Source organism: Parageobacillus thermantarcticus (assembly GCF_900111865.1).
Taxonomy (GTDB): domain Bacteria; phylum Bacillota; class Bacilli; order Bacillales; family Anoxybacillaceae; genus Parageobacillus; species Parageobacillus thermantarcticus.
The window spans coordinates 1-23,449 of sequence record NZ_FOJS01000018.1 but is presented as its reverse complement, the minus strand read 5'-3'; the positions used below and the strand labels follow the sequence as shown (position 1 = coordinate 23,449).

The 23,449-nt window shown below is 43.9% G+C and carries 24 protein-coding genes, 1 rRNA gene and 2 other annotated features; all 25 genes read right to left on the bottom strand.

Translation table 11 applies throughout. From position 1 onward, the window contains the following. Nucleotides 1–82: 82 nt before the first annotated feature. Nucleotides 83–3,655, bottom strand: a complete 3,573-nt coding sequence (gene rpoB / locus BM278_RS10105) for a DNA-directed RNA polymerase subunit beta (protein ID WP_090949450.1) — start codon at nt 3,653–3,655, stop codon at nt 83–85. Nucleotides 3,656–3,875: 220 nt separating this feature from the next. Beyond that, nucleotides 3,876–4,478: a class I SAM-dependent methyltransferase gene (locus tag BM278_RS10100; protein WP_090949448.1), complete on the bottom strand. Its 603-nt coding sequence runs from the start codon at nt 4,476–4,478 to the stop codon at nt 3,876–3,878. A gap of 110 nt (nt 4,479–4,588) precedes the next feature. Next, the gene (rplL, locus tag BM278_RS10095) at nt 4,589–4,957 is read right to left on the bottom strand and encodes a 50S ribosomal protein L7/L12 (protein ID WP_090949447.1); all 369 of its coding nucleotides are present in this window, start codon (nt 4,955–4,957) and stop codon (nt 4,589–4,591) included. Between the two features lie 53 nt (nt 4,958–5,010). Further along, on the bottom strand, nt 5,011–5,511 hold the full coding sequence (gene rplJ, locus BM278_RS10090; RefSeq protein ID WP_090949445.1) for a 50S ribosomal protein L10: 501 nt from the start codon (nt 5,509–5,511) through the stop codon (nt 5,011–5,013). 44 nt (nt 5,512–5,555) lie between these two features. Then, nucleotides 5,556–5,712 (bottom strand) — a sequence feature (ribosomal protein L10 leader region). Nucleotides 5,713–5,760: 48 nt separating this feature from the next. Beyond that, nucleotides 5,761–6,462, bottom strand: coding sequence for a 50S ribosomal protein L1 (gene rplA / locus BM278_RS10085; RefSeq protein ID WP_090949444.1), 702 nt, complete (start codon nt 6,460–6,462; stop codon nt 5,761–5,763). A gap of 108 nt (nt 6,463–6,570) precedes the next feature. Next, complete coding sequence (rplK, locus tag BM278_RS10080) at nt 6,571–6,996, bottom strand: 50S ribosomal protein L11 (protein ID WP_003247535.1); 426 nt, start codon at nt 6,994–6,996, stop codon at nt 6,571–6,573. 249 nt (nt 6,997–7,245) lie between these two features. Next, a complete protein-coding gene (gene nusG / locus BM278_RS10075; RefSeq protein WP_090949441.1) occupies nt 7,246–7,779 on the bottom strand; it encodes a transcription termination/antitermination protein NusG in 534 nt (177 codons plus the stop codon). A 130-nt stretch (nt 7,780–7,909) separates the two neighbouring features. Next, nucleotides 7,910–8,092 carry a preprotein translocase subunit SecE gene (gene secE / locus BM278_RS10070; protein WP_090949439.1) on the bottom strand — a complete coding sequence of 61 codons (183 nt, stop codon included), beginning with the start codon at nt 8,090–8,092 and terminating at the stop codon, nt 7,910–7,912. A 42-nt stretch (nt 8,093–8,134) separates the two neighbouring features. After that, nucleotides 8,135–8,284, bottom strand: a complete 150-nt coding sequence (gene rpmG / locus BM278_RS10065; protein WP_090949438.1) for a 50S ribosomal protein L33 — start codon at nt 8,282–8,284, stop codon at nt 8,135–8,137. 92 nt (nt 8,285–8,376) lie between these two features. Beyond that, complete coding sequence (gene sigH, locus BM278_RS10060) at nt 8,377–9,027, bottom strand: RNA polymerase sporulation sigma factor SigH (protein ID WP_090949436.1); 651 nt, start codon at nt 9,025–9,027, stop codon at nt 8,377–8,379. Nucleotides 9,028–9,096: 69 nt separating this feature from the next. Then, the gene (locus BM278_RS10055; protein WP_090949434.1) at nt 9,097–9,609 is read right to left on the bottom strand and encodes an NYN domain-containing protein; all 513 of its coding nucleotides are present in this window, start codon (nt 9,607–9,609) and stop codon (nt 9,097–9,099) included. Nucleotides 9,610–9,613: 4 nt separating this feature from the next. Next, complete coding sequence (gene rlmB / locus BM278_RS10050; protein WP_090949432.1) at nt 9,614–10,351, bottom strand: 23S rRNA (guanosine(2251)-2'-O)-methyltransferase RlmB; 738 nt, start codon at nt 10,349–10,351, stop codon at nt 9,614–9,616. Between the two features lie 2 nt (nt 10,352–10,353). Further along, the gene (locus BM278_RS10045) at nt 10,354–10,773 is read right to left on the bottom strand and encodes a Mini-ribonuclease 3 (RefSeq protein WP_090949431.1); all 420 of its coding nucleotides are present in this window, start codon (nt 10,771–10,773) and stop codon (nt 10,354–10,356) included. Between the two features lie 5 nt (nt 10,774–10,778). Then, on the bottom strand, nt 10,779–12,179 hold the full coding sequence (gene cysS / locus BM278_RS10040; RefSeq protein ID WP_090949429.1) for a cysteine--tRNA ligase: 1,401 nt from the start codon (nt 12,177–12,179) through the stop codon (nt 10,779–10,781). Next, complete coding sequence (cysE, locus tag BM278_RS10035) at nt 12,157–12,846, bottom strand: serine O-acetyltransferase (protein WP_341871189.1); 690 nt, start codon at nt 12,844–12,846, stop codon at nt 12,157–12,159. The genes cysS and cysE overlap by 23 nt, the downstream gene beginning before the upstream one ends. 49 nt (nt 12,847–12,895) lie before the next feature. Continuing rightward, nucleotides 12,896–13,127, bottom strand: a binding site (T-box leader). 41 nt (nt 13,128–13,168) lie between these two features. Next, nucleotides 13,169–14,629, bottom strand: coding sequence for a glutamate--tRNA ligase (gene gltX, locus BM278_RS10030; protein WP_090949426.1), 1,461 nt, complete (start codon nt 14,627–14,629; stop codon nt 13,169–13,171). Nucleotides 14,630–14,736: 107 nt separating this feature from the next. Continuing rightward, the gene (ispF, locus tag BM278_RS10025; protein ID WP_090949424.1) at nt 14,737–15,213 is read right to left on the bottom strand and encodes a 2-C-methyl-D-erythritol 2,4-cyclodiphosphate synthase; all 477 of its coding nucleotides are present in this window, start codon (nt 15,211–15,213) and stop codon (nt 14,737–14,739) included. 17 nt (nt 15,214–15,230) lie between these two features. Then, nucleotides 15,231–15,917, bottom strand: coding sequence for a 2-C-methyl-D-erythritol 4-phosphate cytidylyltransferase (ispD, locus tag BM278_RS10020; RefSeq protein WP_090949423.1), 687 nt, complete (start codon nt 15,915–15,917; stop codon nt 15,231–15,233). A 23-nt stretch (nt 15,918–15,940) separates the two neighbouring features. Further along, a complete protein-coding gene (locus tag BM278_RS10015; protein ID WP_090949421.1) occupies nt 15,941–17,035 on the bottom strand; it encodes a PIN/TRAM domain-containing protein in 1,095 nt (364 codons plus the stop codon). A 108-nt stretch (nt 17,036–17,143) separates the two neighbouring features. Continuing rightward, nucleotides 17,144–18,517 carry a DNA repair protein RadA gene (radA, locus tag BM278_RS10010; RefSeq protein ID WP_090949420.1) on the bottom strand — a complete coding sequence of 458 codons (1,374 nt, stop codon included), beginning with the start codon at nt 18,515–18,517 and terminating at the stop codon, nt 17,144–17,146. 86 nt (nt 18,518–18,603) lie between these two features. After that, a complete protein-coding gene (gene clpC, locus BM278_RS10005) occupies nt 18,604–21,036 on the bottom strand; it encodes an ATP-dependent protease ATP-binding subunit ClpC (RefSeq protein ID WP_090949418.1) in 2,433 nt (810 codons plus the stop codon). Nucleotides 21,037–21,042: 6 nt separating this feature from the next. Then, entirely contained in the window at nt 21,043–22,125 is a 1,083-nt protein-coding gene (gene mcsB, locus BM278_RS10000; protein WP_090949416.1) for a protein-arginine kinase McsB, read from the bottom strand. Nucleotides 22,126–22,129: 4 nt separating this feature from the next. Beyond that, nucleotides 22,130–22,678, bottom strand: a complete 549-nt coding sequence (gene mcsA / locus BM278_RS09995) for a protein-arginine kinase activator protein McsA (RefSeq protein WP_090949415.1) — start codon at nt 22,676–22,678, stop codon at nt 22,130–22,132. 14 nt (nt 22,679–22,692) lie between these two features. After that, on the bottom strand, nt 22,693–23,154 hold the full coding sequence (locus BM278_RS09990; RefSeq protein WP_090949413.1) for a CtsR family transcriptional regulator: 462 nt from the start codon (nt 23,152–23,154) through the stop codon (nt 22,693–22,695). Between the two features lie 203 nt (nt 23,155–23,357). After that, a 5S ribosomal RNA gene (gene rrf, locus BM278_RS09985) occupies nt 23,358–23,449 on the bottom strand; the annotation flags it as partial.

Here is a 23,449-nt window from a genome sequence, read left to right as displayed (position 1 = left end):
AACAAAATTAGCCGTCCGTTATCATCGTTAAAACATCTTGAAAGTGATGGAGGATCAACTATCCCCCATCACTACAAGCAGCTTATTCTTTTGTCGCAACACCTTTTTTCCCGGCTTTTTCATTTTCTGCCGACTTCACTTCCGGGACGATCGAATCCGCGGAATGAACATCATCCTCTTCATCAAAGTTTTCCATATTAATTTCTTTTTCATCGCTAGTCAAAATGGTGACATCCATACCTAAGCTTTGTAACTCTTTAATCAACACTTTAAACGATTCCGGCACACCTGGTTCTGGAATGTTTTCCCCTTTCACAATCGCTTCGTACGTTTTGACACGACCGACGACATCGTCCGACTTGACCGTAAGTATCTCCTGCAACGTATACGCAGCGCCATAAGCTTCAAGCGCCCACACTTCCATTTCGCCAAAGCGTTGTCCGCCAAATTGCACTTTACCGCCAAGCGGTTGCTGCGTAACGAGCGAGTACGGCCCTGTTGAACGGGCGTGTAGCTTATCGTCGACCATGTGCGCAAGCTTAATCATGTACATAATGCCGACAGATACGCGGTTATCAAACGGCTCTCCCGTTCTGCCGTCATATAGCACCGTTTTTGCGTCACGCGGCATTCCGGCTTCTTCTAAAATGTTCCACACATCTTCTTCTGTAGCTCCATCGAATACCGGGGACGCAATATGAAGACCGAGTTTTTTCGCCGCCATACCAAGATGCAGTTCGAACACTTGCCCGATATTCATCCGCGATGGAACGCCTAAAGGGTTCAACATAATATCAATCGGCGTGCCATCTGGCAAGAACGGCATATCTTCTTCCGGCAAAATCCGCGAAATAACCCCTTTGTTTCCATGGCGCCCTGCCATTTTATCGCCTTCGGAAATTTTCCGTTTTTGTACGATGTAAACACGGACAAGCTGGTTGACGCCTGGCGGAAGCTCATCTCCGTCTTCGCGGTTAAAGACCTTCACGTCAAGGACAATGCCGCCACCGCCATGCGGAACGCGAAGCGACGTATCGCGCACTTCGCGGGCTTTCTCTCCGAAGATCGCATGCAACAGCCGTTCTTCCGCAGTAAGTTCTGTCATTCCTTTTGGTGTTACTTTTCCGACAAGCAAGTCGCCGTCTTTTACCTCGGCGCCAATGCGGACAATTCCGCGCTCGTCTAAATTTTTCAGCGCGTCTTCACCGACGTTCGGAATATCGCGCGTAATTTCTTCCGGACCAAGTTTGGTGTCGCGCGATTCCGCTTCATACTCCTCAATATGGATGGACGTATAGACGTCTTCTTTCACGAGACGTTCGCTCATGATAATCGCGTCTTCATAGTTATAGCCATCCCATGTCATAAAGGCGACAAGCACGTTACGGCCGAGAGCAAGTTCGCCTTTATCCATGGATGGACCGTCCGCCAAAATCTCGCCTTTTTCCACGATATCGCCCTTTTTCACGATCGGACGTTGATTGTAGCAAGTTCCTTGGTTGGAGCGGACGAATTTCAACAGACGATATTTATCCAATTCGCCTTTTACTTCTTTTCCATCCACTTCAACAAGGCGGCGAACCCAAATTTCTTTCGCCTCTACCCGTTCGACAATACCGCGATGTTTACAAATAACAGCGGCGCCGGAGTCTTTTGCAGATACATATTCCATTCCCGTACCGACAATTGGCGCTTCCGGTTCTAACAGCGGAACGGCTTGACGTTGCATGTTCGCGCCCATAAGCGCGCGGTTCGAGTCATCGTTTTCCAAAAATGGAATGCAGGCCGTCGCTGCCGATACGACTTGCTTCGGCGATACGTCCATATAGTCGACGCGGTCGCGTTTGACGACAATGTTTTCGCCACGGAAACGGGCAACAACATTTTCTTCTAAGAACGTTCCATCTTCGGCGAGCGGAACGTTCGCTTGCGCTACGACGTAGTTATCTTCTTCGTCAGCGGTTAAATAGTCAATTTGATCGGTAACTCTTCCCGTCTCCGGATCAACGCGGCGATATGGTGTTTCGATAAAGCCGAATTTATTGACTTTCGCATAAGTAGACAATGAGTTGATCAACCCAATGTTTGGACCTTCCGGCGTTTCAATTGGACACATGCGTCCATAGTGTGAATAGTGAACGTCACGCACCTCAAAACCAGCGCGTTCACGAGTTAAACCACCCGGTCCTAGCGCAGAAAGACGGCGTTTATGCGTCAACTCAGCAAGCGGGTTCGTCTGATCCATAAATTGCGAAAGCTGCGAACTTCCAAAAAACTCTTTGATCGCTGCAATGACCGGACGAATGTTGATCAGCTGCTGCGGAGTGATCGTGTTTGTATCTTGAATCGACATGCGTTCGCGAACGACACGCTCCATGCGTGACAACCCGATCCGGAATTGGTTTTGCAACAATTCACCGACGGAACGAAGGCGGCGATTGCCTAAATGGTCGATATCATCCGTATCGCCAACCCCGTGCAATAAGTTAAAGAAATAGCTAATGGAAGCAATAATATCCGCAGGAGTAATATGTTTTACGTCTTCGGCAATATAGCCGTTGCTAATGACATTAATCACTTTTTCTCCATCTGGATCATTAGGCGCGTAAATTTTAATCGACTGTAACGCAAATTCTTCTTCCACTACGCCACCGAAAGGTTTATAAACTCGCAATCCAATACCGTTTTCAAGGTACGGTAAAATGCGATTTAACGTTCTTCGATCAACAATCGTTCCTTTTTCGGCAATAATTTCACCAGTTTCTGGATCCACCAATGTTTCAGCAAGACGTTGGTTAAACAGACGATTTTTAATATGGAGCTTTTTGTTGATTTTATAACGCCCGACGCTTGCCAAATCATAACGCTTTGGATCAAAAAAGCGGGAGATTAACAAATTTTTTGCGTTTTCAATCGTCGGCGGTTCGCCTGGACGCAAACGCTCGTAAATTTCAATTAACGCTTTCTCCGTGCTATCTGTATTATCTTTTTCGAGCGTGTTGCGAAGATATTCATTATCACCAATTAAATCGATAATTTCTTGATCAGAACCAAAGCCAAGAGCGCGCAGAAGAACCGTAACTGGTAGTTTACGAGTGCGGTCAATACGAACATACACAACATCTTTTGCGTCTGTTTCGTACTCCAGCCATGCCCCGCGGTTCGGAATGACCGTTGCCGAAAAACCGCGTTTCCCGTTTTTATCGACCTTTTCGCTATAATAAACGCTCGGCGAGCGGACAAGCTGGGAGACAATAACACGTTCCGCCCCGTTAATGATAAACGTTCCCGTTTCCGTCATTAACGGGAAATCGCCCATAAAGACATCTTGTTCTTTTACTTCACCAGTTTCTTTGTTAATTAAACGCACTTTGACGCGAAGCGGCGCGGCATATGTAACATCGCGTTCTTTTGCCTCTTCAACGGTGTATTTCGGCTCCCCTAAACTATAATCGATAAACTCGAGAGAAAGATTGCCGGAAAAGTCCTCAATCGGGGAAATTTCTCTGAACATTTCCCGCAATCCTTCGTCAAGAAACCATTTATAAGAGGATGTTTGAATCTCGATAAGATTTGGCAATTCCAGCACTTCACTAATACGCGCGTAACTTCTCCGTTGGCGGTGTCGTCCATATTGAACTAGTCGGCCTGTCAAGTGATTCACCCCTCAAATTCAAACATTAGTCAAAGTGGAAGATAAGCTTTCGGCTATAATAGAGAAAAAAAGAAAATGGTTTCTATATAGAAAACCATATTTTTACCTATCTATTGATTTTATCATTCTTTCCATTGTAGATAAAATTATACGTCTATCTCTTGATAAAGAAATGTACACATTTAGCATTTTATAATGCTATCACAATCCTAAAACGCTGTCAACATTTTTTTGACTTTATGATATAATATCCTTTTTTCTTTGCCACCACTTCTACGCATGAGAATATTTCTTGTAATTTTTTTAGCGCGGAAGGTGCCCCTTGTTTTTTCTGAATCACAATCCACAATTCCCCGTTAGGGTAAAGATGGGCAGCGCTTTGCTCAAAAATGGCGTAAACGACACGTTTCCCCGCGCGGATCGGCGGGTTTGTCAAAATCGCGGCAAACTTTTTATCTCCCACTCGTTCAAATAAATCACTTTCATAAATCGACGCGTTTGCAATATGGTTAGCACGCTTATTCTCATTCGCCAACTCAAGCGCGCGCTTGTTTATATCAATCATGTCCACATGGCGGTCCGGAAATGACTTCGCAACAGCCAACCCGATCGGACCATATCCGCACCCGACATCTAAAAAATCGCCGTCCACGTCCGGTTCTTCAAACGTTTCAATAAGCAAGCGCGTCCCAAAATCGACTTCTCGTTTCGAAAATACGCCGCTATCTGTCGTAAACGCCAGTTCATTGCCTCGCAACGTAAACGTCCACGTATGTGGATTGCTTTCCGATGACGGAGTTGGGGAGTAATAATGTTCGCTCAATGACATCACCTTCTTTTACTTTTCTATTTTCATCATATCCACTTTTTTATAAATAAAAAAGCCCGCCGTTTCCAGCGAGCTTTTTTCTGTATACATGCAGAAAAATAACATTATTTTAATTCGACGCTAGCGCCAACTTCTTCAAGTTTTGCTTTAATTTCTTCCGCTTCTTCTTTAGAAACGCCTTCTTTAATTGGTTTTGGAGTGTTATCTACTAAGTCTTTTGCTTCTTTCAAGCCAAGGCCAGTGATTTCACGAACAACTTTGATAACTTTAATTTTTTGTGCGCCGCCGTCAGTAAGAATAACATCGAATTCTGTTTTTTCCGCAGCAGCATCGCCGCCACCAGCAGCGCCACCAGCAACTACTACAGGAGCAGCAGCAGTTACGCCGAACTCTTCTTCAATTGCTTTTACTAATTCGTTTAATTCTAATACTGTCATATTTTTAATCGCTTCAATGATTTGTTCTTTAGTCATCATCAGTTCCTCCTTAATATCATTATGGTTTTATCGCATGAGCGAAAAGAAAATTATGCGCTTTGCTCCTCTTTTTTGTCCGCAACCGCTTTAGTAACAAGCGCAAAGTTGCGAATTGGAGCTTGCAGAACGCTAAGCAACATAGAAAGCAAACCTTCGCGCGAAGGAAGTTTCGCAAGAGCTTTAATTTCTTCAATCGTCGCAATGTTGCCTTCGATCACACCTGCTTTGATCTCAAGCGCTTCATGTTCTTTGGCAAATTCGCTTAAAATTTTCGCAGGCGCTACAACGTCTTCGTTGCTAAACGCAATCGCGTTCGGTCCAGTGAATACGTCGTTTAATCCTTCTAATCCGACTTCCGCCAAAGCGCGGCGAGTTAATGTGTTTTTATACACTTTGAACTCAACGCCCGCTTCGCGAAGCCGCTTGCGAAGTTCCGTGATCTCTGCTACGTTAAGGCCGCGATAGTCTACGATAACCGTCGATTTGCTTGCGCGGAATTTGTCGGCAATTTCCGCTACGATTTGCTTTTTGAGTTCGATCGCACTGCCCATTTTTACACCTCCTGTAGAAGATAAAATGAAAACACCACTTATACCGCGTCAACAAAAAACCTCCATGCCGCGTAGACATGGAGGTACCATATAAAAACGCGCCTATGCTATTAAACGCGTTTTTCTATCAGTAAAATACCTCGGTAGGAAATTAAGCTCCATAAGAGCACCTACTGTCTACGGTACAAATGATATTCATTTTTCAGACGAAGTCTATTTTACTAAACAGAATGAAAGAAGTCAATATTTTTATTGTGCCACAGCAACTGTAGATGGGTCTACTTTGATACCAGGTCCCATCGTCGAAGTAACGGTTACGTTTTTCACGTAAGTACCTTTAGCGGCAGCCGGTTTTGCTTTTAAAATCGCTTCGTAAATCGTAGTGAAGTTTTCTACAAGTTTTTCGTTGTCAAACGAAACTTTGCCAATCGGCACATGAACGTTGCCAGCTTTATCAACGCGATATTCCACTTTACCAGCTTTAATTTCTTGCACAGCTTTCGCAACGTCAAATGTAACCGTGCCTGTTTTCGGGTTTGGCATTAATCCTTTCGGACCTAAAATACGCCCTAATTTACCTACTTCACCCATCATGTCTGGAGTGGCAACAACGACGTCAAAATCAAACCAACCTTCTTGGATTTTATTGATATATTCCGTATCACCAACATAGTCGGCGCCAGCAGCTTCCGCTTCTTTCACTTTTTCCCCTTTTGCGAATACTAATACGCGTTGTACTTTTCCTGTACCATGAGGCAATACAACCGCGCCGCGAATTTGTTGGTCCGCTTTTTTCGGATCAACGCCCAAACGAAACGCAACTTCCACTGTAGCATCAAATTTCGCAATGTTTGTTTTCTTTACAAGTTCAATCGCTTCTGCAACTGGATACGCTTTAGAGCGATCGACAAGCTTCAATGCTTCCAAGTATTTTTTTCCTCTTTTTGGCATACATAATTCCTCCTCATTGTGGTTTTAGCGGAATAACCTCCCACGAATAAAGGTTGCGAAAAGGATTTCTCCTTGTAGTCGCAACCTCCTCAGCCAACTTTATGCACATTAGTCTTCGATAACGATGCCCATGCTGCGGGCCGTACCTTCAACCATGCGCATCGCAGCTTCGATGCTCGCTGCGTTTAAATCCGGCATTTTCAGTTCGGCAATCTCGCGCACTTTATCGCGTTTGATTGTCGCTACTTTATTGCGGTTTGGTTCACCGGAACCAGATTCGATGCCGGCCGCTTTTTTCAATAACACTGCAGCTGGCGGAGTTTTTGTAATAAATGTAAATGAACGGTCTTCATACACCGTAATTTCAACCGGAATAATTAAACCTGCTTGGTCAGCTGTACGAGCATTGAACTCTTTGCAAAACGCCATAATATTAACACCGGCTTGACCTAACGCTGGACCAACTGGCGGTGCCGGATTCGCTTTTCCTGCAGGAATTTGTAGTTTCACGACTTTTACAACTTTTTTTGCCACGAGACACACCTCCTTAAGTCCGTGATGTGGTATTAGGGATCGTCCCTCCCACTCATAAGGCTAACTTGGCATAGCCCTTTTCCGTAATCTCTCGTTTCGGTCGAGAGGATCTGCGTGTTAAAATAACAACGCTCCCTTATACAATTTGTATAAGTTCATTGCCTAAGCAAACAATTTTGTCTCGATTTACGAGACATACTGACTTTAAAATATTATCACTTTTCTATTTCGATTGCAAGTTATTTTCCATCATATTTTTTCAATTTGCGAAAACTCAAATTCCACCGGCGTTTCGCGACCAAACATATTGACAAGCACTTTCACTTTTCTTTTATCAACATCGATCTCTTCAATTGTACCTGTAAAATTGGCAAAAGGACCTTCTTTCACTCTTACCGTTTCTTTTAATTCATAATCTACATCCAGCTCGGCAAGCGGCATGCCCATCCGCTTAAAAATCATTTCGACTTCTTCTTTAAGAAGCGGCGTCGGTTTTGAACCAGCTCCGCTTGAGCCGACAAATCCCGTTACTCCTGGCGTATTGCGCACTACATACCACGAATCATCTGTCATAATCATCTCGACTAACACATACCCCGGAAATACTTTTCTTTTTGTCGCTTTCTTTTTACCGCTTTTTGTATCCGCCTCCGTTTCTTCAGGAACGACGATGCGAAAAATTTTATCTTGCATCCCCATAGACTCGACGCGTTTTTCCAAGTTGGCTTTCACTTTATTTTCATAGCCGGAATACGTATGAATAACATACCAATTTTTTTCCATTGATTGGGACTTAAACGTCCTTTCCCTCCCTAAACCGGTTTGGTGTCCTTTTTTAAACAAAACAAAAACCCGTTGCCGGGCTATATGTTTCTATCTATTTATTTTTCATTATATCATATGGGCGAAACACTTATTCAAAAACAAGACGAATTAATTTGGAAATACCTAGGTCAACCACTGCAAAAAATACCGTAAAAAACGCAACGGTGGCCAATACAACCGCCGTATAATTAACGAGTTCTTTTCGGCTTGGCCAGCTTACCTTTTTCATTTCTCGTGCTACTTCTTTAAAAAAATTCATCATTCGCTGCATGATTAGTAACCTCCAACAAACGTACGAGCTGCCCACGTTGCTTTATTTCGTTTCGCGGTGGGTCGTGTGCGCATTGCAAGTTTTGCAAAATTTATTCGTTTCAAAGCGTTGTTGAAAATGGTTGACGTTTTTCATCGTAACGTAATTTCGGCTATTGCATCTGCTGCAAGCTAAAATAATTTTTTTGCGCATGAATGTCCCGCCATTTCTACAAGATGTCCATAAAAATTTACCATACACACATTCCCAATGTCAATGACAGCAAGAAAATAGAAAGCCCTTTCCTAAAGGCTAATTTCACGACACTCTAAATATTTTTCCAGCTTCCTTTTTACGCGCTGAAGGGCGTTATCGATCGATTTGACATGGCGGTTTAACTCTTCAGAAATCTCTTGATATGAGCGGCCATCCAAATATAAAGCAAGCACCTTCCGTTCTAAATCGCTGAGCAGCTCCGTCATTTTCACTTCAATATCATCGACTTCTTCGCGATTGACGATCAGCTCTTCTGGATCCATCGCTTTCGTTCCAGAAATGACATCCATCAACGTCCGATCCGATTCATCATCATAAATCGGTTTGTCTAACGATACGTAGGAATTAAGCGGGATATGCTTTTGTCTTGTCGCCGTTTTAATCGCGGTGATCATCTGCCTCGTAATGCAAAGTTCTGCAAACGCTTTAAAAGAAGAAAGCTTGTCCCCTTTAAAATCGCGAACCGCCTTATATAAACCGATCATTCCTTCCTGGATGATATCTTCCCGATCCGCGCCGACTAAAAAATAAGAGCGCGCTTTGGCACGTACAAAGTTTTGGTACTTATGGATCAAAAAATCAAGCGCGTCCCCATCCCCTTGATGCACAAGCTCCACTAACTGCTCATCTTCCAAATGCTTATAGCTTTTGTGCGCCTTTTCTTTGAAGCATTCGCCCACGCTGATCCCCCCGACCGCATAAATCGCTAGAATTTATTATACAGTACAAATTTTTACAGCGTCAACCGTTCATTTTTGCCCTCTTCGCCATTTTTCGAAAATTCTAGCTACTTCGTCTGTCAACGGAACTTTGGACATCGGGGTTTGCTCTTTTATATCTTGCAATTTTTTTGAAATAGCTTTTTCGATCGATTCCATCTCCGCTAAAAGTTCGCGTGCCGACTTGCGCAGCGCCCCTTGACTAAAAATCGTCCATTGCTCCGTATAATCGGAAGTAGCGACATACACCTTTGTTTGCACATTAATTAAGCTTTTTGCCAATCTTTCAATCCGCTCATCCGCTGTCTCATTTTCCTTTGTAAAAATAACTTCGACTTGATGGTCCTTGTATTTTTTCTCATTCCCTTGTACGAGGTGCGCATCGAAAACGATAATGACTCGGTCACCAGTAAATCCTTGGTACTCGGCCATTTTGGAAATCAATAAATCCCTTGCCGCAGCAAGGTCATCCTCCTCCTTTAGCTTGCGCAGCTCCGGCCAAGCACCGATCATGTTATAGCCATCGACAATCAGAATATTCATTGATTTATTCCCCTAACGGATAGCGTTTGCGGTACACCTCATACATGAGAAGGCTAGCGGCGACAGAAGCGTTCAATGACGTAACATGCCCTCGCATCGGCAAACGAATGAGAAAATCGCATTTTTCTAAAATAAGCCTTCCGATTCCTTTTCCTTCACTGCCAATTACAAGAGCCAGCGGCATCGTTCCGTCAAGGGAGCGATAGTCATCTTTCGCTTTGGCATCCGTCCCGACAATCCATACACCGCGCTCTTTTAATTCATCGATCGTTCTCGCCAAATTCGTCACTCGCGCGACAGGAATGTATTCGATCGCCCCTGTCGAAGCTTTTGCGACCGTTGCCGTCAAGCCGACAGAGCGCCGCTTCGGAATAATGATGCCGTGCGCCCCTACAGCATCAGCCGTCCGCATAATCGAACCTAAATTATGCGGGTCTTCGAGTTCATCAAGAATCAGAAAAAATGGCGGTTCGTTTTTTTCGGACGCTCGCGCAAATAAATCATCGACCTCATAATAACGGTATGCCGCAACTTGAGCGACAACTCCTTGGTGCGTCCCTTCTACCATTTGATCAAGTTTTTTTTTCGGAACATATTGCACAAGCACACCGTTTTGCTTAGCGAGCTGAATAATCGGTTGAACGGAGTGACGCTGCACACCTTCCGCTATCCAAATTTTGTTAATTTGTCTTTCCGATTTCAACGCCTCGATGACGGGATTTTTTCCAATAATAAAATCCATTGCTACAACTTCCTTTCCTCACTTTCAATAATCGCAAAAGAACAGCGAATAAGCTCCTCGACACGTTCTTCATTATTACCTAAAAAATGGTACCCGATCAACGCTTCAAACGCTGTACTATATCGGTACGTCTGCACATCCGTATTTTTGGGAATCGTGCCGGATTTGGCGTTTCGCCCCCGGCGAACGACCGATTGCTCTTCTTCTGTTAATATCCCATTTTCTAACAATGTTAACAGCACTTTTGCCTGCGCTTTTGCCGATACATATTGAATCGCTTGCTTATGAAGCTGATGCGGCTTTACATTTCCGTTAGAAAGAAGGTGATGCCGCACGTACAATTCGTATACGGCATCGCCAATGTAAGCAAGCGTTAATCCGTTCATTTGTTTCACATCTTTGACTGGCTGCAAAAGATTCATGCATCTTATCCTCTTTTCCATCTTGTTCCTTGCGGCGTATCTTCCAAAATAATGTTTTTCGCCCTTAATTCATCACGAATTTGATCCGCTAAAGCAAAATTCCGGTTTTTTCTCGCTTCGTTCCGCTTTTGAATAAGCGCTTCGATTTCCTCATCCAACAATTCCTCTTCTTGCAGCGTAATGCCAAGTACGCCTAACAACTGTTCAAATTCGCGTAAAAACGCATGAATAACGCGTTCCGATGTGTTCTTCTCATGCAAATACAAATTTGCTTGTTTCGCCAGTTCAAATAACACGGCGATTCCATTAGCTGTATTAAAATCGTCGTCCATTTCCCGAATAAATGCCTTATGCTGCTCTTGAATGCGCGCAAGCCACTGCTCGTCGTCATCGGTTAAGTTCGTGCTGCTTTGCAAGCGATGTTTTAAATTAAAATAAGACGTTTTTAGCCGCTCCAACCCTTTTTTGGCGCTTTCTAATAATTCTTCGCTATAGTTAATCGGATTTCGGTAGTGAACAGAAAGCATAAAAAACCGCAATACTTGCGGATCAATTTGTTGGATAATGTCGTGAACAAGCACGAAGTTGCCGAGCGATTTCGACATTTTTTCGTTATTAATATTCAAATATCCGTTATGAAGCCAATATTTCGCAAACGGTTTGCCTGTCAACGCTTCTGATTGAGCAATTTCATTCTCATGATGCGGGAACGTCAAATCTTGACCGCCAGCGTGAATATCAATCGTATCCCCTAAATATTTGCGCGCCATTGCCGAGCATTCGATATGCCATCCCGGACGCCCTTTTCCCCACGGGCTATCCCAGCAAATTTCTCCCTCTTTTGCCGCTTTCCATAATGCGAAATCAAGCGGATCTTCTTTCTTTTCCCCAACCTCAATGCGCGCTCCTGCTTTCAGTTCATCAATAGACTGATGTGAGAGTTTGCCGTATTCTGCAAATTTTCTTGTGCGATAGTACACATCTCCATCGACTTCGTACGCATAACCTTTTTCGATCAATGCTTGAATAAATTCAATAATCGTCTCCATATTTTCCGTTACGCGCGGGTGCACGTCCGCTTTCTTGCAGCCAAGCGCCGCAATATCTTCAAAATATGCTTGAATAAAACGCTCCGCGATCGTCGGCACATCTTCTCCCAATTCGCGCGCCGCTTTAATGAGCTTATCATCGACATCGGTAAAATTGGATACATATTTCACTTCATAACCGCGAAACTCTAGGTAGCGGCGAATCGTATCAAACACGATCGCGGCACGGGCGTTGCCGATATGAATATAGTTGTACACCGTCGGGCCGCATACGTACATTTTTACCTTATTCGGTTCGAGCGGCTCAAACGGTTCCTTCTTTCTTGTCAATGTATTATAAAGCCGAATGCTGCTCATGTTCGCTCTTCCTTTCCTTTAAGCTTTCGATTTCGCTGCGCAATCTTGCAATTTCCGCTTCTAACTCTTTAATGCGATCAGCAACCGGATCTGGCAAGTCCGTATGATTTAAGTCTTTTTTTACTTTCACACCATCGCGGACGACGACTCGTCCCGGAATGCCGACAACCGTGGAGTTCGGCGGAACGTCTTTCAACACAACCGAACCCGCTCCGATTTTCGAATTTTCCCCGATCGTAATGGAACCGAGCACTTTTGCGCCTGCCGCAATTAAGCAGTTATCTTTAATCGTTGGATGGCGTTTTCCTTTTTCTTTCCCTGTTCCTCCTAATGTCACGCCTTGATATACAGTTACATTATCCCCAATTTCGCACGTTTCGCCAATCACAACACCCATGCCGTGGTCGATGAAAAAGCGGCGGCCGATTTTTGCTCCCGGATGAATTTCAATCCCTGTAAAAAAGCGGCTGATTTGTGAAATAAGACGGGCGAGAAAGTAAAATTTACGTTTATATAACGCATGAGCGATGCGGTGCGCCCAGATCGCGTGCAAGCCAGAATAGGTTAAAATGACTTCTAAATAGCTTCTTGCCGCTGGATCTTGCTCAAAAATCACTTCAATGTCTTCTTTCAATGTTTTAAACATATGGTCCTCCCTCCATCCAATAAATTTATGGAAAAATACGTTGATGAAAAAAGCGTCTCTGTGCCAATGACACAGAGACGCTCAGCGCGCGGTTCCACTCTGTTTAGCTAAACGGTCGTTTAGCTCGCTCTAGTCTGATAACGGAGAAACTCCGCTCCTATCTACTACAGAACGTCTCTGTTCCGGTTCGAAAGGAGACTCCGAGGGGCATTTCGGAAAACATCGGTCATGAATCACTTCCAGCCAAGGTGATTCTCTCTGGGATGCCAATGTTTCCTACTTCTCCTCATCAACGCTTTTTCGATATTTTAATTTTTACTATATGAAAAACAGGTCAAAAAGGTTAATGAACCAATTTTTCCAATCGTCCGACGACTTTTTCTTTCCCTAATAATTGAAGCGCAATTGGCAGTTCCGGACCGTGTGTTTGCCCTGTTACAGCGACGCGAATCGGCATAAATAGCTTTTTCCCTTTTTGCCCTGTCGCTTTTTGCACCGATTTAATCGCCGTTTTAATGTTTTCCGCTGTAAACGGCTCAAGCTGTCTCACTTCTTCTAAAAACGTTTTTAACACATCAGGAACTTGGTCGCCTGCTAACACTTCTTTCGCTTCTTCATTATACTCAATGTCTTCCTTAAAGAACAACTCCGATAGCTTGACAATTTCTGCTCCATAGCTCATTTGTTCTTGATACAGCGCAATTAAATCACGTGCCCATTGCCGTTGTTCTTCGCTCATTTGTTCTGGCAGGCGGCCAGCTTTAATCAAATGCGGCAAAGAAATCTCGACTAACCGGTCTAAATCTAACTTTTTAATATATTGGTTATTCATCCATGTCAACTTTTTCGTATCAAACATGGATGGCGATTTTGACAATCGGGAAACATCAAAAATGCGAATGAGTTCCTCTTTCGAGAAAATTTCTTCCTCTCCTTCTGGCGACCAGCCTAAGAGCGCAAAAAAGTTAAACAATGCTTCCGGCAAATAGCCGAGCTCTTTATATTGGGAAACAAATTGAATGATCGATTCATCTCGCTTCGAAAGTTTTTTGCGGTTCTCATTCACGATCAACGTTAAATGGCCAAATTGCGGCGGCTCCCAGCCGAAATAGTCATAAATCATTAACTGTTTCGGCGTGTTTGACAAATGTTCCTCACCGCGGAATACATGGGTAATTTTCATTAAATGGTCATCAATGACGACGGCAAAATTGTACGTTGGGATGCCGTTCGCTTTCATAATGACCCAATCGCCAATATCTTTTGATTCAAACGTCACTTTTCCGCGCACGATATCTTCAAATTCATATACTTTTCCTTCCGGTACTTTTACGCGAATCGTATATGGCTTTCCTTCCGCTTCCAATTGCGCGATTTGTTCCTTCGTTAAATGGCGACATTTCCCGCTATATTGCGGCGCGGCGATGCCTGCCGCTCTTTGCGCTTCCCGTTCTTTTTCAAGCTCTTCCGGCGTACAGAAACATTTATACGCATATCCTTTTTCTAATAGTTCATTTACATATTTGCGATATATATCAAGACGCTCCGTCTGGCGATATGGACCGTATCCGCCGTCTTTATCCACCGACTCGTCATAATCGATGCCTAACCATTTTAAGTTTTCTAACTGCGATTGTTCGCCGCCTTCTACGTTTCGTTCAATATCCGTATCTTCAATGCGCACGATAAATTTTCCGTTATGATGGCGAGCGAACAAATAGTTAAATAACGCTGTTCTTGCACCGCCAATATGTAAGTGACCAGTTGGACTCGGTGCGTATCGCACTCTCACTTCTTGTGACATCGTCAATAACCCTCCAATAATCTAATCAAGCTTGTACCACTATTGTACATTTTATATGTGCAAAGTTCAAAACGGATTGTTTTCGTTATACGATCAGTCGCGGTAGTTTACTGCTTTTGCAATAATACGACCGCCTGCGCGGCGATTCCTTCTCCCCGGCCGGTAAAGCCCAACTTTTCCGTCGTTGTCGCCTTAACATTGACTTGCGACAGTTCTCCTTCCAACAATTTCGCGATGTTCTCTTTCATTTGTTCAATATGTGGCGCCATCTTCGGTTTTTGCGCGATAATCGTGCAATCAAGATTAACAAGTTCGTACCCTTGCTGCTTGACTAATTCCCATACTTGCTTTAACAACAGCGCAGAGTCGGCGTCTTTATAGCGTTCATCTGTATCTGGAAAATGCTTGCCGATATCGCCCGCGCCAATCGCTCCTAAACAGGCGTCCGCGACCGCGTGCAGCAACACGTCAGCGTCAGAATGGCCAAGCAGCCCTTTTTCGTATGGAATACGCACGCCTCCAATAATAAGGGGACGGCCCTCGACAAGCTGATGAACATCAAATCCTTGACCAATGCGAAACATATAGCTACCCCTCTCGTTTATGAACTTACCCAACCGGATAAAATCGCTTCCGCAAACAATAAATCATCTGGCGTCGTCAATTTAATATTGCGGTAATCCCCCTCGACAATTTTCACTTTCCCGCCAATCCGCTCGACAAGGCTCGCATCATCTGTGCCAATATAGCCATCTTTTTGCGCTTGCTCATGCGCCCGTAAAGCGAGCGAAACATGAAAAGCTTGTGGAGTTTGTACAGCCCACAAGCTAGAACGTTCCACCGTTTCCTCAACAAACTGGCCGCGAACTTTTTTGACGGTGTCTTTGACGCGCACAGCCGGAATTGCCGCACCGTGTTCCTTCGCTTCATTGACTAATTGATGAATCAGTTCTATCGTAACGAACGGACGCGCGCCATCATGAATAAGCACAATATCGCTATTTTTTATCGCTTGCAATCCATTGTAGACACTATGCTGCCGCTCTTTTCCACCGCCTACGATCGCAGTGATTTTTTTAATATGGAAGCGAGAAAATAGTTGTTCAAATTGCGTTCTTTCCGCTTCATTAATCACGACGATAATGCCGCGGCACCATTCATCGTTTTCAAACACTTTTAATGTACGGACAATTAGCGGTTCATTTTGCAGCTCCATCAATTGTTTATTCATTCCCGCCTTCATCCGCTTTCCTTGCCCTGCCGCAGGAATAACTACGTCATACCTCATTGCCGTTTCCCCTGTTCACTCGTTTATAACGCTTTTTGCAATAGCTTTAGCTTCGCGAAAATCATTCTCCCTGCTGATGTTTGTAACACGCTTGTCACCAATACGTCAACCCGTTTTCCAATATACTCTTTTCCGTCTTCGACAACAATCATCGTGCCATCATCTAAATACGCGACACCTTGGTTATGCTCTTTGCCATCTTTGATCACATGAACGTTTAATTCTTCCCCTGGAAGGACAACCGGTTTTACCGCATTCGCTAAATCATTAATATTAAGGACGCGCACATTTTGCAGCTCACATACTTTATTTAAATTGAAATCGTTCGTGACAACAACTCCTGACGTCAATTTTGCCAGCTTCACTAGCTTGCTGTCGACCTCTTGAATATCGTCAAAATCACCTTCATAAATTTCCACTTTGATGTCCAATTCCTTTTGGATGCGATTTAAAATGTCAAGCCCGCGCCGGCCACGGTTGCGTTTTAACACATCGGACGAGTCAGCAATATGCTGCAGTTCTTCAAGGACAAAGCGCGGAATGACAAGCGTTCCTTCTAAAAAGCCGGTTTTGCAAATATCGGCAATCCGTCCATCGATAATGACGCTTGTATCTAAAATTTTTAAAGAACCGCCTTTCGGCAAATCCGTCTCTCCTTCCGCTCCTTTTTTCTTCGCCATTCGATTGGAAAGAGAAAATAAATTCATTAATTCATGCCGTTTTTTAAACCCGACTTGGAATCCTAAGTAGCCAAGCAAGATCGTCAAAAATATCGGCAGCACCGTATTGACGACTTGAAACTGAAACGCCTGCAGCGGCATGACAACTAAAAACGCGACAATAAGGCCGAAAATAAGCCCTAAACTGCCAAATAAAAGATCGGCAGCCGGCGCTTTGACGAGCGTTTCTTCCACCCAACGAATCATATCGACAACGTAGTCTACCAACCAAAAAGTCATCATAAAGAAAATAAGTGCCCCTAACACCGCCAATGTATATGAATTATTTAGCAACGAAATGTCGCTTATATTCATTAGCCGCAACAAATTTGGTAGAAAAACGACACCTAACGTTCCTCCAACAACAAGAAAAAACAATTGGACGATACGTTTCACCATTCTTTATTCACCTCCCTATCTATCATTATAAACAGTTTCCAATGTTTGAAACCAATCATCATACAGTTTTTAACGTTTTTTAAACATTTGACATGTACTCGTAACATTTTACTGCAACGTATACTCCAACGCTTCGGCGATATGGGACACGCCAATAACGGTGATATGCTTTGGCGGGTTCCATCCTGCTAAATTGTTTTTAGGAATAATCATGCGGGAAAATCCTAGTTTTACAGCTTCCTGCACCCGCTGTTCAATACGGGAAACACGGCGTACTTCCCCTGTCAAACCAACTTCGCCAATAATGACATCATGCGGATTCGTAGGCTGATCGCGAAAGCTCGAGGCGATGCTCACGGCAATCGCTAAATCAATCGCCGGTTCATCTAATTTTACTCCTCCTGCCACTTTCAAGTAAGCATCCTGATTTTGTAAAAGCAGACCGACCCTTTTTTCCAATACGGCCATTAATAAAGAAACACGGTTATGATCGATTCCTGTCGCCATCCGCCGCGGATTGCCAAAGCTCGTTGGAGATACTAATGCTTGAATTTCGACTAATACAGGACGGGTCCCTTCCATCGCCGCGACAACGGTTGAACCTGCTGCACCGCGGGAGCGTTCCTCCAAAAACACTTCCGATGGATTTTCGACCTCCACAAGCCCCGATTCTCTCATTTCGAAAATGCCAATTTCATTTGTGGAGCCGAAACGGTTTTTCACCGCCCGCAAAATACGATACGTATGATGGCGTTCGCCTTCAAAATAAAGAACGGTATCCACCATATGCTCTAAAATTCTTGGCCCGGCAATCGCTCCTTCTTTCGTTACATGCCCGACAATAAAGATGGCGATTCCTTTTGTTTTGGCGATTTTCATCAGCTCTGCCGTACATTCGCGAACTTGCGATACACTTCCGGGTGCGGACGCAATATCCGCGCGGTAAATCGTCTGGATCGAATCGATCACAACACAAACAGGGTGAATCGTTTCTATTGCTTCTACAATATATTCCAAATCTGTCTCTGCTAATACATACAGCTCGTCAGAAGCAACATGAAGGCGGTCAGCGCGCAACTTTGTTTGTTTTACTGATTCCTCGCCGGATATATATAATACTTTATGCTGCAAAGCGGCGAGTTGCGCGGAAACTTGCAACAGAAGCGTCGATTTTCCAATTCCCGGATCGCCGCCGATTAAAACGAGCGAACCTTTCACAACCCCTCCGCCCAACACGCGGTTAAACTCGGAAATACTCGTTTGTATGCGCGGCTCTTGCGTTGTTGCCACTGTAGTAATCGGCACTGGTTTAGAGATGATATCGGGCGCGGAATGAACAAACACTCCTCTTGTTGCCGGCTTTGTCCGTTCGATTTCCTCCACCATCGAATTCCACGTATTGCATCCTGGACATCTTCCAAGCCACTTTGCTGACTCATAACCACATTCTTGACAAACAAACTTTGTTTTCTTTTTTCCCATCATCGAAAAACCCTTTCTTTTTCATCATGGAAACAAAAAGGTATGGGCAACGAGCTGCCACATACCTTCCGTCGCGAAAGCATCCATTACATCACAGCTTGTTCCGATAAAACGACGAACTCTCCGCCTTTTACGTCTACGATCACTTTTTGCCCTTTGGCAATCGTTCCTTTCAACAGCTCTTCCGACAAACGATCTTCTACATGTTTTTGCAACGCGCGGCGCAATGGACGAGCACCGTATTCTGGATCGTACCCTTCCGCGACAATTTTTTCAATCGCCGCATCCGTCAGCTCTAAATCGATATCTTGTTCTTTTAAGCGTTTGATCAACGTGTCTGCCATCAGTTTGACAATTTGTTTTAGATGTTGTTTTTCAAGCGAATGGAAGACGATAATTTCATCAATGCGGTTCAAAAATTCCGGGCGGAACGCTTTCTTTAACTCGTCCATGACTTTTCCTTTCATATCTTTGTACTTTTGATCTTCATCTTGAACGTTAAAGCCGACGTATTTATTTCGTTTTAGCGCATCCGCGCCGACGTTGGATGTCATAATGATAATCGTATTGCGGAAGTCAACTGTTCTTCCTTTCGAATCGGTTAAACGACCGTCTTCCAACACTTGCAACAAAATGTTAAATACGTCTGGATGGGCTTTTTCCATCTCATCTAACAACACGACTGAATACGGTTTGCGCCGTACTTTTTCGGTTAGCTGGCCGCCTTCCTCGTACCCGACATAGCCAGGAGGCGAACCGATTAAACGAGATGTCGAATGTTTCTCCATATATTCGGACATATCGATGCGAATAAGCGCATCTTCGTCGCCAAACATCGCTTCGGCAAGCGCTCTTGCCAATTCGGTTTTTCCAACACCAGTCGGCCCAAGGAAAATGAACGAGCCAATCGGACGTTTCGGGTCTTTTAATCCAGCGCGCGCGCGACGGACTGCTTTGGCAACTGCTTTTACTGCTTCATCTTGACCAACGACGCGAGAATGTAAAATTTCTTCAAGTTTCAACAACCGTTCTGTTTCCGTCTGCGCTAATTTCGCTACTGGAATTCCAGTCCAGCTCGATACGACCATCGCGATATCCTCAACCGTTACTTCAGAGTTTTCTTGTCCTTGTTTTTCTTTCCACGCGCGTTTCGTTTCTTCCAGTTCTTCGCGCAAACGTTGTTCCATGTCGCGCAGCGAAGCAGCTTTTTCAAATTCTTGGCTTTGTACAGCAGCGTCTTTTTCTTTGCGCACTTCCTCAAGTTTTTGTTCGAGTTCTTTTAATTTTGGCGGCGCCGTAAACGAACGTAGGCGAACTTTCGAGCATGCCTCATCGATTAAATCGATCGCTTTATCTGGAAGAAAACGGTCAGTAATATAACGGTCAGATAATTTTACCGCCTGAACGATCGCCTCATCGGAAATAGATACGCGATGATGCGCTTCATAGCGATCGCGCAATCCTTTTAAAATTTGAATCGATTCTTCTACCGTCGGCTCATCGACGTAAATCGGTTGGAAACGACGTTCTAGCGCCGCATCTTTTTCAATATATTTCCGATATTCGTCCAATGTAGTCGCACCAATGCATTGCAGCTCCCCGCGGGCAAGCGCTGGTTTCAAGATGTTCGATGCATCAATCGCGCCTTCCGCCCCACCTGCGCCAATAAGCGTATGGAGTTCATCAATGAAGAGAATAATGTTTCCTGCTTGGCGGATTTCATCCATCACTTTTTTCAAACGATCTTCAAATTCCCCACGATATTTTGTACCAGCTACAACCGTTCCCATATCCAGCGTCATAACCCGCTTATCGCGAAGCGTTTCCGGCACTTCATTGTTGACGATTTGCTGCGCGAGCCCTTCGGCAATCGCTGTTTTCCCGACTCCAGGTTCTCCGATTAACACCGGGTTATTTTTTGTACGGCGACTTAATACTTCGATAACACGCTGAATTTCTTTGCTTCTGCCAATGACCGGGTCTAATCTTCCTTCGCGGGCAATCGCCGTTAAATCACGGGCCAAGCTGTCTAATGTTGGCGTACTTACGTGCGAAGCTCCTCCTGAATGACCGGAAACTGACTCATTGCTTCCAAGCAATTGCAGCACTTGTTGACGAGCTTTATTCAGACTTACTCCTAAATTGTTCAGTACGCGGGCTGCGACTCCTTCGCCTTCACGAATGAGGCCAAGCAAAATATGTTCCGTTCCTACATAGGAATGACCAAGCTTTCTCGCCTCATCCATTGACAATTCGAGTACTTTTTTCGCACGCGGCGTATAATGGATCGTATGGGAAACTTCATGGCCGCGGCCAATTAACGATTCTACCTCTTTTTGAATTTTTTCCAGCCCTAGTCCCAACGCCATCAATGCTTTCGCCGCAATTCCTTCCCCTTCACGAATTAGACCTAATAAAATGTGCTCCGTTCCAATGTTATTATGGCCAAGGCGTATTGCCTCTTCTTGAGCTAGCGCCAACACTTTTTGCGCCCGTTCCGTAAATCTTCCAAACAACATTATTCATCACCCTCCATTTGCTTTTCTTTCTTCCATTTTTAAACGCTCTCGTATTAATGCAGCCCGTCGAACATCCCGTTCTTCCGGTCTTAACACGCCGCCTGCATATTGTTGTAAAAAACCGGGTTGAGTTAAAATCATGAGCTCATTTAAAATATTGCGCGAAATATTTTTAATATATCCTAAATCAATCCCTAAACGTACATCTGACAAACACTGCGCTGCTTCTTTCGAGTCAATCACACGGCTATTGGCCAATATCCCATAGGAACGGAAGACTCTGTCTTCTAATTGTATGTTTAAAGTTTTAACTAATGTCTCCCTTGCCATTCTTTCTTGGGCAATTAACTGCTGAACAACGCTTTTCAAGTCTTCGACAATATCCTCTTCTGACTTTCCTAATGTAATTTGGTTTGAAATTTGAAAAATATTTCCTAACGCTTCACTGCCTTCTCCATATGTTCCGCGTACGACTAACCCCAGTTGGTTAACTGCTGGAATAACGCGGTTCATCTGCTGTGTTAAAACGAGAGCCGGGAGATGCATCATTACAGAAGCGCGCATCCCTGTTCCAACATTTGTCGGGCAGCTTGTTAAATATCCAAGCTTTTCATCAAACGCATAGTTGACATGTTCCTCAATCCAATCATCAAGTTCATTAGCCGCTTTTAGTGCTTCTGTTAATTGGAAGCCAGGAAATAAGCATTGAATACGAATGTGATCTTCTTCATTAATCATAATGCTTATTTCTTCGTTCTCTGAGAGCAAGCATGCCCCAAAGGGAGAATCTTCTGCCAAATGCGGGCTAATTAAATGTTTTTCTACCAATGCCCTTTTTTCAATCGGCTGAAGCTCCGACATTTTTAACAATTCAAAACGGCCAACAGAACGATAAAAGCGGTGAGCAAATGTTTGCTCAAACAATGAAACGATTTGCTGCGCTTCCTCATTGCTAAATACCGTTGGAAACCGAAAATCGACAATGTTTCTGGCTAAGCGGATACGGCTGCTTAACACGATGTCCGAATCAGGACCCTCTTGGCTCATCCAAGCGCTGACCACCGTATTAAAAAATTTCTCAAACGACATATAATTACATCTCCCCCTCTCCACGTTGATGCAGCTGATATTCAAGAGAACGAATTTGATCGCGGACCTCTGCAGCCTTTTCAAATTCTTCTCTTGCCACAAGTTCTTGCAATTTTTGTTTTAACATAGCAATTTGTTTGCGCAAATGGAGTGTTCCACCTTTTCGCTTTGGTATTTTTCCAGCATGGGCTGTATTTCCGCTGTGAAGTCTTTTCAATATTGGCGGTAAATATCTGGCAAAAGTGCGGTAACAGTTTGAACAACCGAAACGACCTATTTTTGTAAACTGATGATAAGTCATGTTACACTTTTCGCATTGTAAAATATCTGAACTGTGGAACGGGCTCGCTGTCATTTCTTTCATGGAAGATGGAAAGTTAAGCAGACCAGCTAACAAATTATTAAAGGAAAAGTCGTCATTCCCATAAAACATAAACATATCGCTATGCTCATGCGCGCATTGTTCGCAAAGATGAAATTCCGTTTTCTCGCCGTTTATAATTTTCGTGAAATGCATCGTTGCCGGTCTCTGTTTGCATTCTTGACATATCAACTTTATCCCCTCCCCTACTTATATTTTAGCGATGTCAACATCGCTCTTAGCATGCGCGCTCTCAATTCATCGCGTTGTGGTAAATCAATACATAATACGGAACGGTCCATTACGCTTAACATCATTTTTGCTTCCCGCTCTGAAATTACCTTTTCTTCAACAAGACGCTGAATAATATCTTCTGCATTAGATTGGCTAACGTGATGCCCGACCAATTCCAGCAATTGATCAATCAGCTGTGCTTCGCTTTTTGTCTTGACTTTCATAATGCGGATGTAACCGCCGCCACCGCGCTTACTCTCAACAATATATCCTCTCTCCAACGTAAATCTCGTATTAATGACATAATTAATTTGCGACGGAACACACTGAAATTTATCTGCAATTTCACTTCTTTTAATTTCCACAATATCTTTATCGCTCATGTTTAATACTTGTTTTAAATATTGCTCAATAATATCGGAAATGTTTGGCACTCTACCTCCTCCTCACACACGAAGTTGACTTTGACTATATTTGACCTTACTTCTACTATATAGTGTATTACAAAAAAATGCAAGGGTCACTTGCAAAAATAATCAGTCATATCATTTCCCTTTTTCCTGAAAATAAAACAAACATAACTTCTTTTACGAAACAAAAAAAGAAGCATGCCTTAAGGCATGCTTCTTTTCACACTGCCTAGCGACGACCTACTCTCGCAGGGGCGCTGGCCCCAACTACCATCGGCGCTGGAGAGCTTAACTTCCGTGTTCGGAATGGGAACGGGTG

Bases quoted from the DNA above. Each gene is read 5' to 3' on its own strand.
- rplL (WP_090949447.1), bottom strand. From the start codon at position 4,957: ATGACTAAAGAACAAATCATTGAAGCGATTAAAAATATGACAGTATTA.
- rplJ (WP_090949445.1), bottom strand. From the start codon at position 5,511: ATGGGCAGTGCGATCGAACTCAAAAAGCAAATCGTAGCGGAAATTGCC.
- rplA (WP_090949444.1), bottom strand. From the start codon at position 6,462: ATGCCAAAAAGAGGAAAAAAATACTTGGAAGCATTGAAGCTTGTCGAT.
- nusG (WP_090949441.1), bottom strand. From the start codon at position 7,779: ATGGAAAAAAATTGGTATGTTATTCATACGTATTCCGGCTATGAAAAT.
- secE (WP_090949439.1), bottom strand. From the start codon at position 8,092: ATGCAGCGAATGATGAATTTTTTTAAAGAAGTAGCACGAGAAATGAAA.
- rpmG (WP_090949438.1), bottom strand. From the start codon at position 8,284: ATGCGCAAAAAAATTATTTTAGCTTGCAGCAGATGCAATAGCCGAAAT.
- BM278_RS10055 (WP_090949434.1), bottom strand. From the start codon at position 9,609: ATGAATATTCTGATTGTCGATGGCTATAACATGATCGGTGCTTGGCCG.
- rlmB (WP_090949432.1), bottom strand. From the start codon at position 10,351: ATGGATTTTATTATTGGAAAAAATCCCGTCATCGAGGCGTTGAAATCG.
- BM278_RS10045 (WP_090949431.1), bottom strand. From the start codon at position 10,773: ATGAATCTTTTGCAGCCAGTCAAAGATGTGAAACAAATGAACGGATTA.
- cysS (WP_090949429.1), bottom strand. From the start codon at position 12,179: ATGAGCAGCATTCGGCTTTATAATACATTGACAAGAAAGAAGGAACCG.
- gltX (WP_090949426.1), bottom strand. From the start codon at position 14,629: ATGTCACAAGAAGTGAGAGTGCGATACGCACCGAGTCCAACTGGTCAC.
- ispF (WP_090949424.1), bottom strand. From the start codon at position 15,213: ATGTTTCGCATTGGTCAAGGATTTGATGTTCATCAGCTTGTCGAGGGC.
- ispD (WP_090949423.1), bottom strand. From the start codon at position 15,917: ATGAGGTATGACGTAGTTATTCCTGCGGCAGGGCAAGGAAAGCGGATG.
- BM278_RS10015 (WP_090949421.1), bottom strand. From the start codon at position 17,035: ATGGTGAAACGTATCGTCCAATTGTTTTTTCTTGTTGTTGGAGGAACG.
- radA (WP_090949420.1), bottom strand. From the start codon at position 18,517: ATGGGAAAAAAGAAAACAAAGTTTGTTTGTCAAGAATGTGGTTATGAG.
- clpC (WP_090949418.1), bottom strand. From the start codon at position 21,036: ATGTTGTTTGGAAGATTTACGGAACGGGCGCAAAAAGTGTTGGCGCTA.
- mcsB (WP_090949416.1), bottom strand. From the start codon at position 22,125: ATGTCGTTTGAGAAATTTTTTAATACGGTGGTCAGCGCTTGGATGAGC.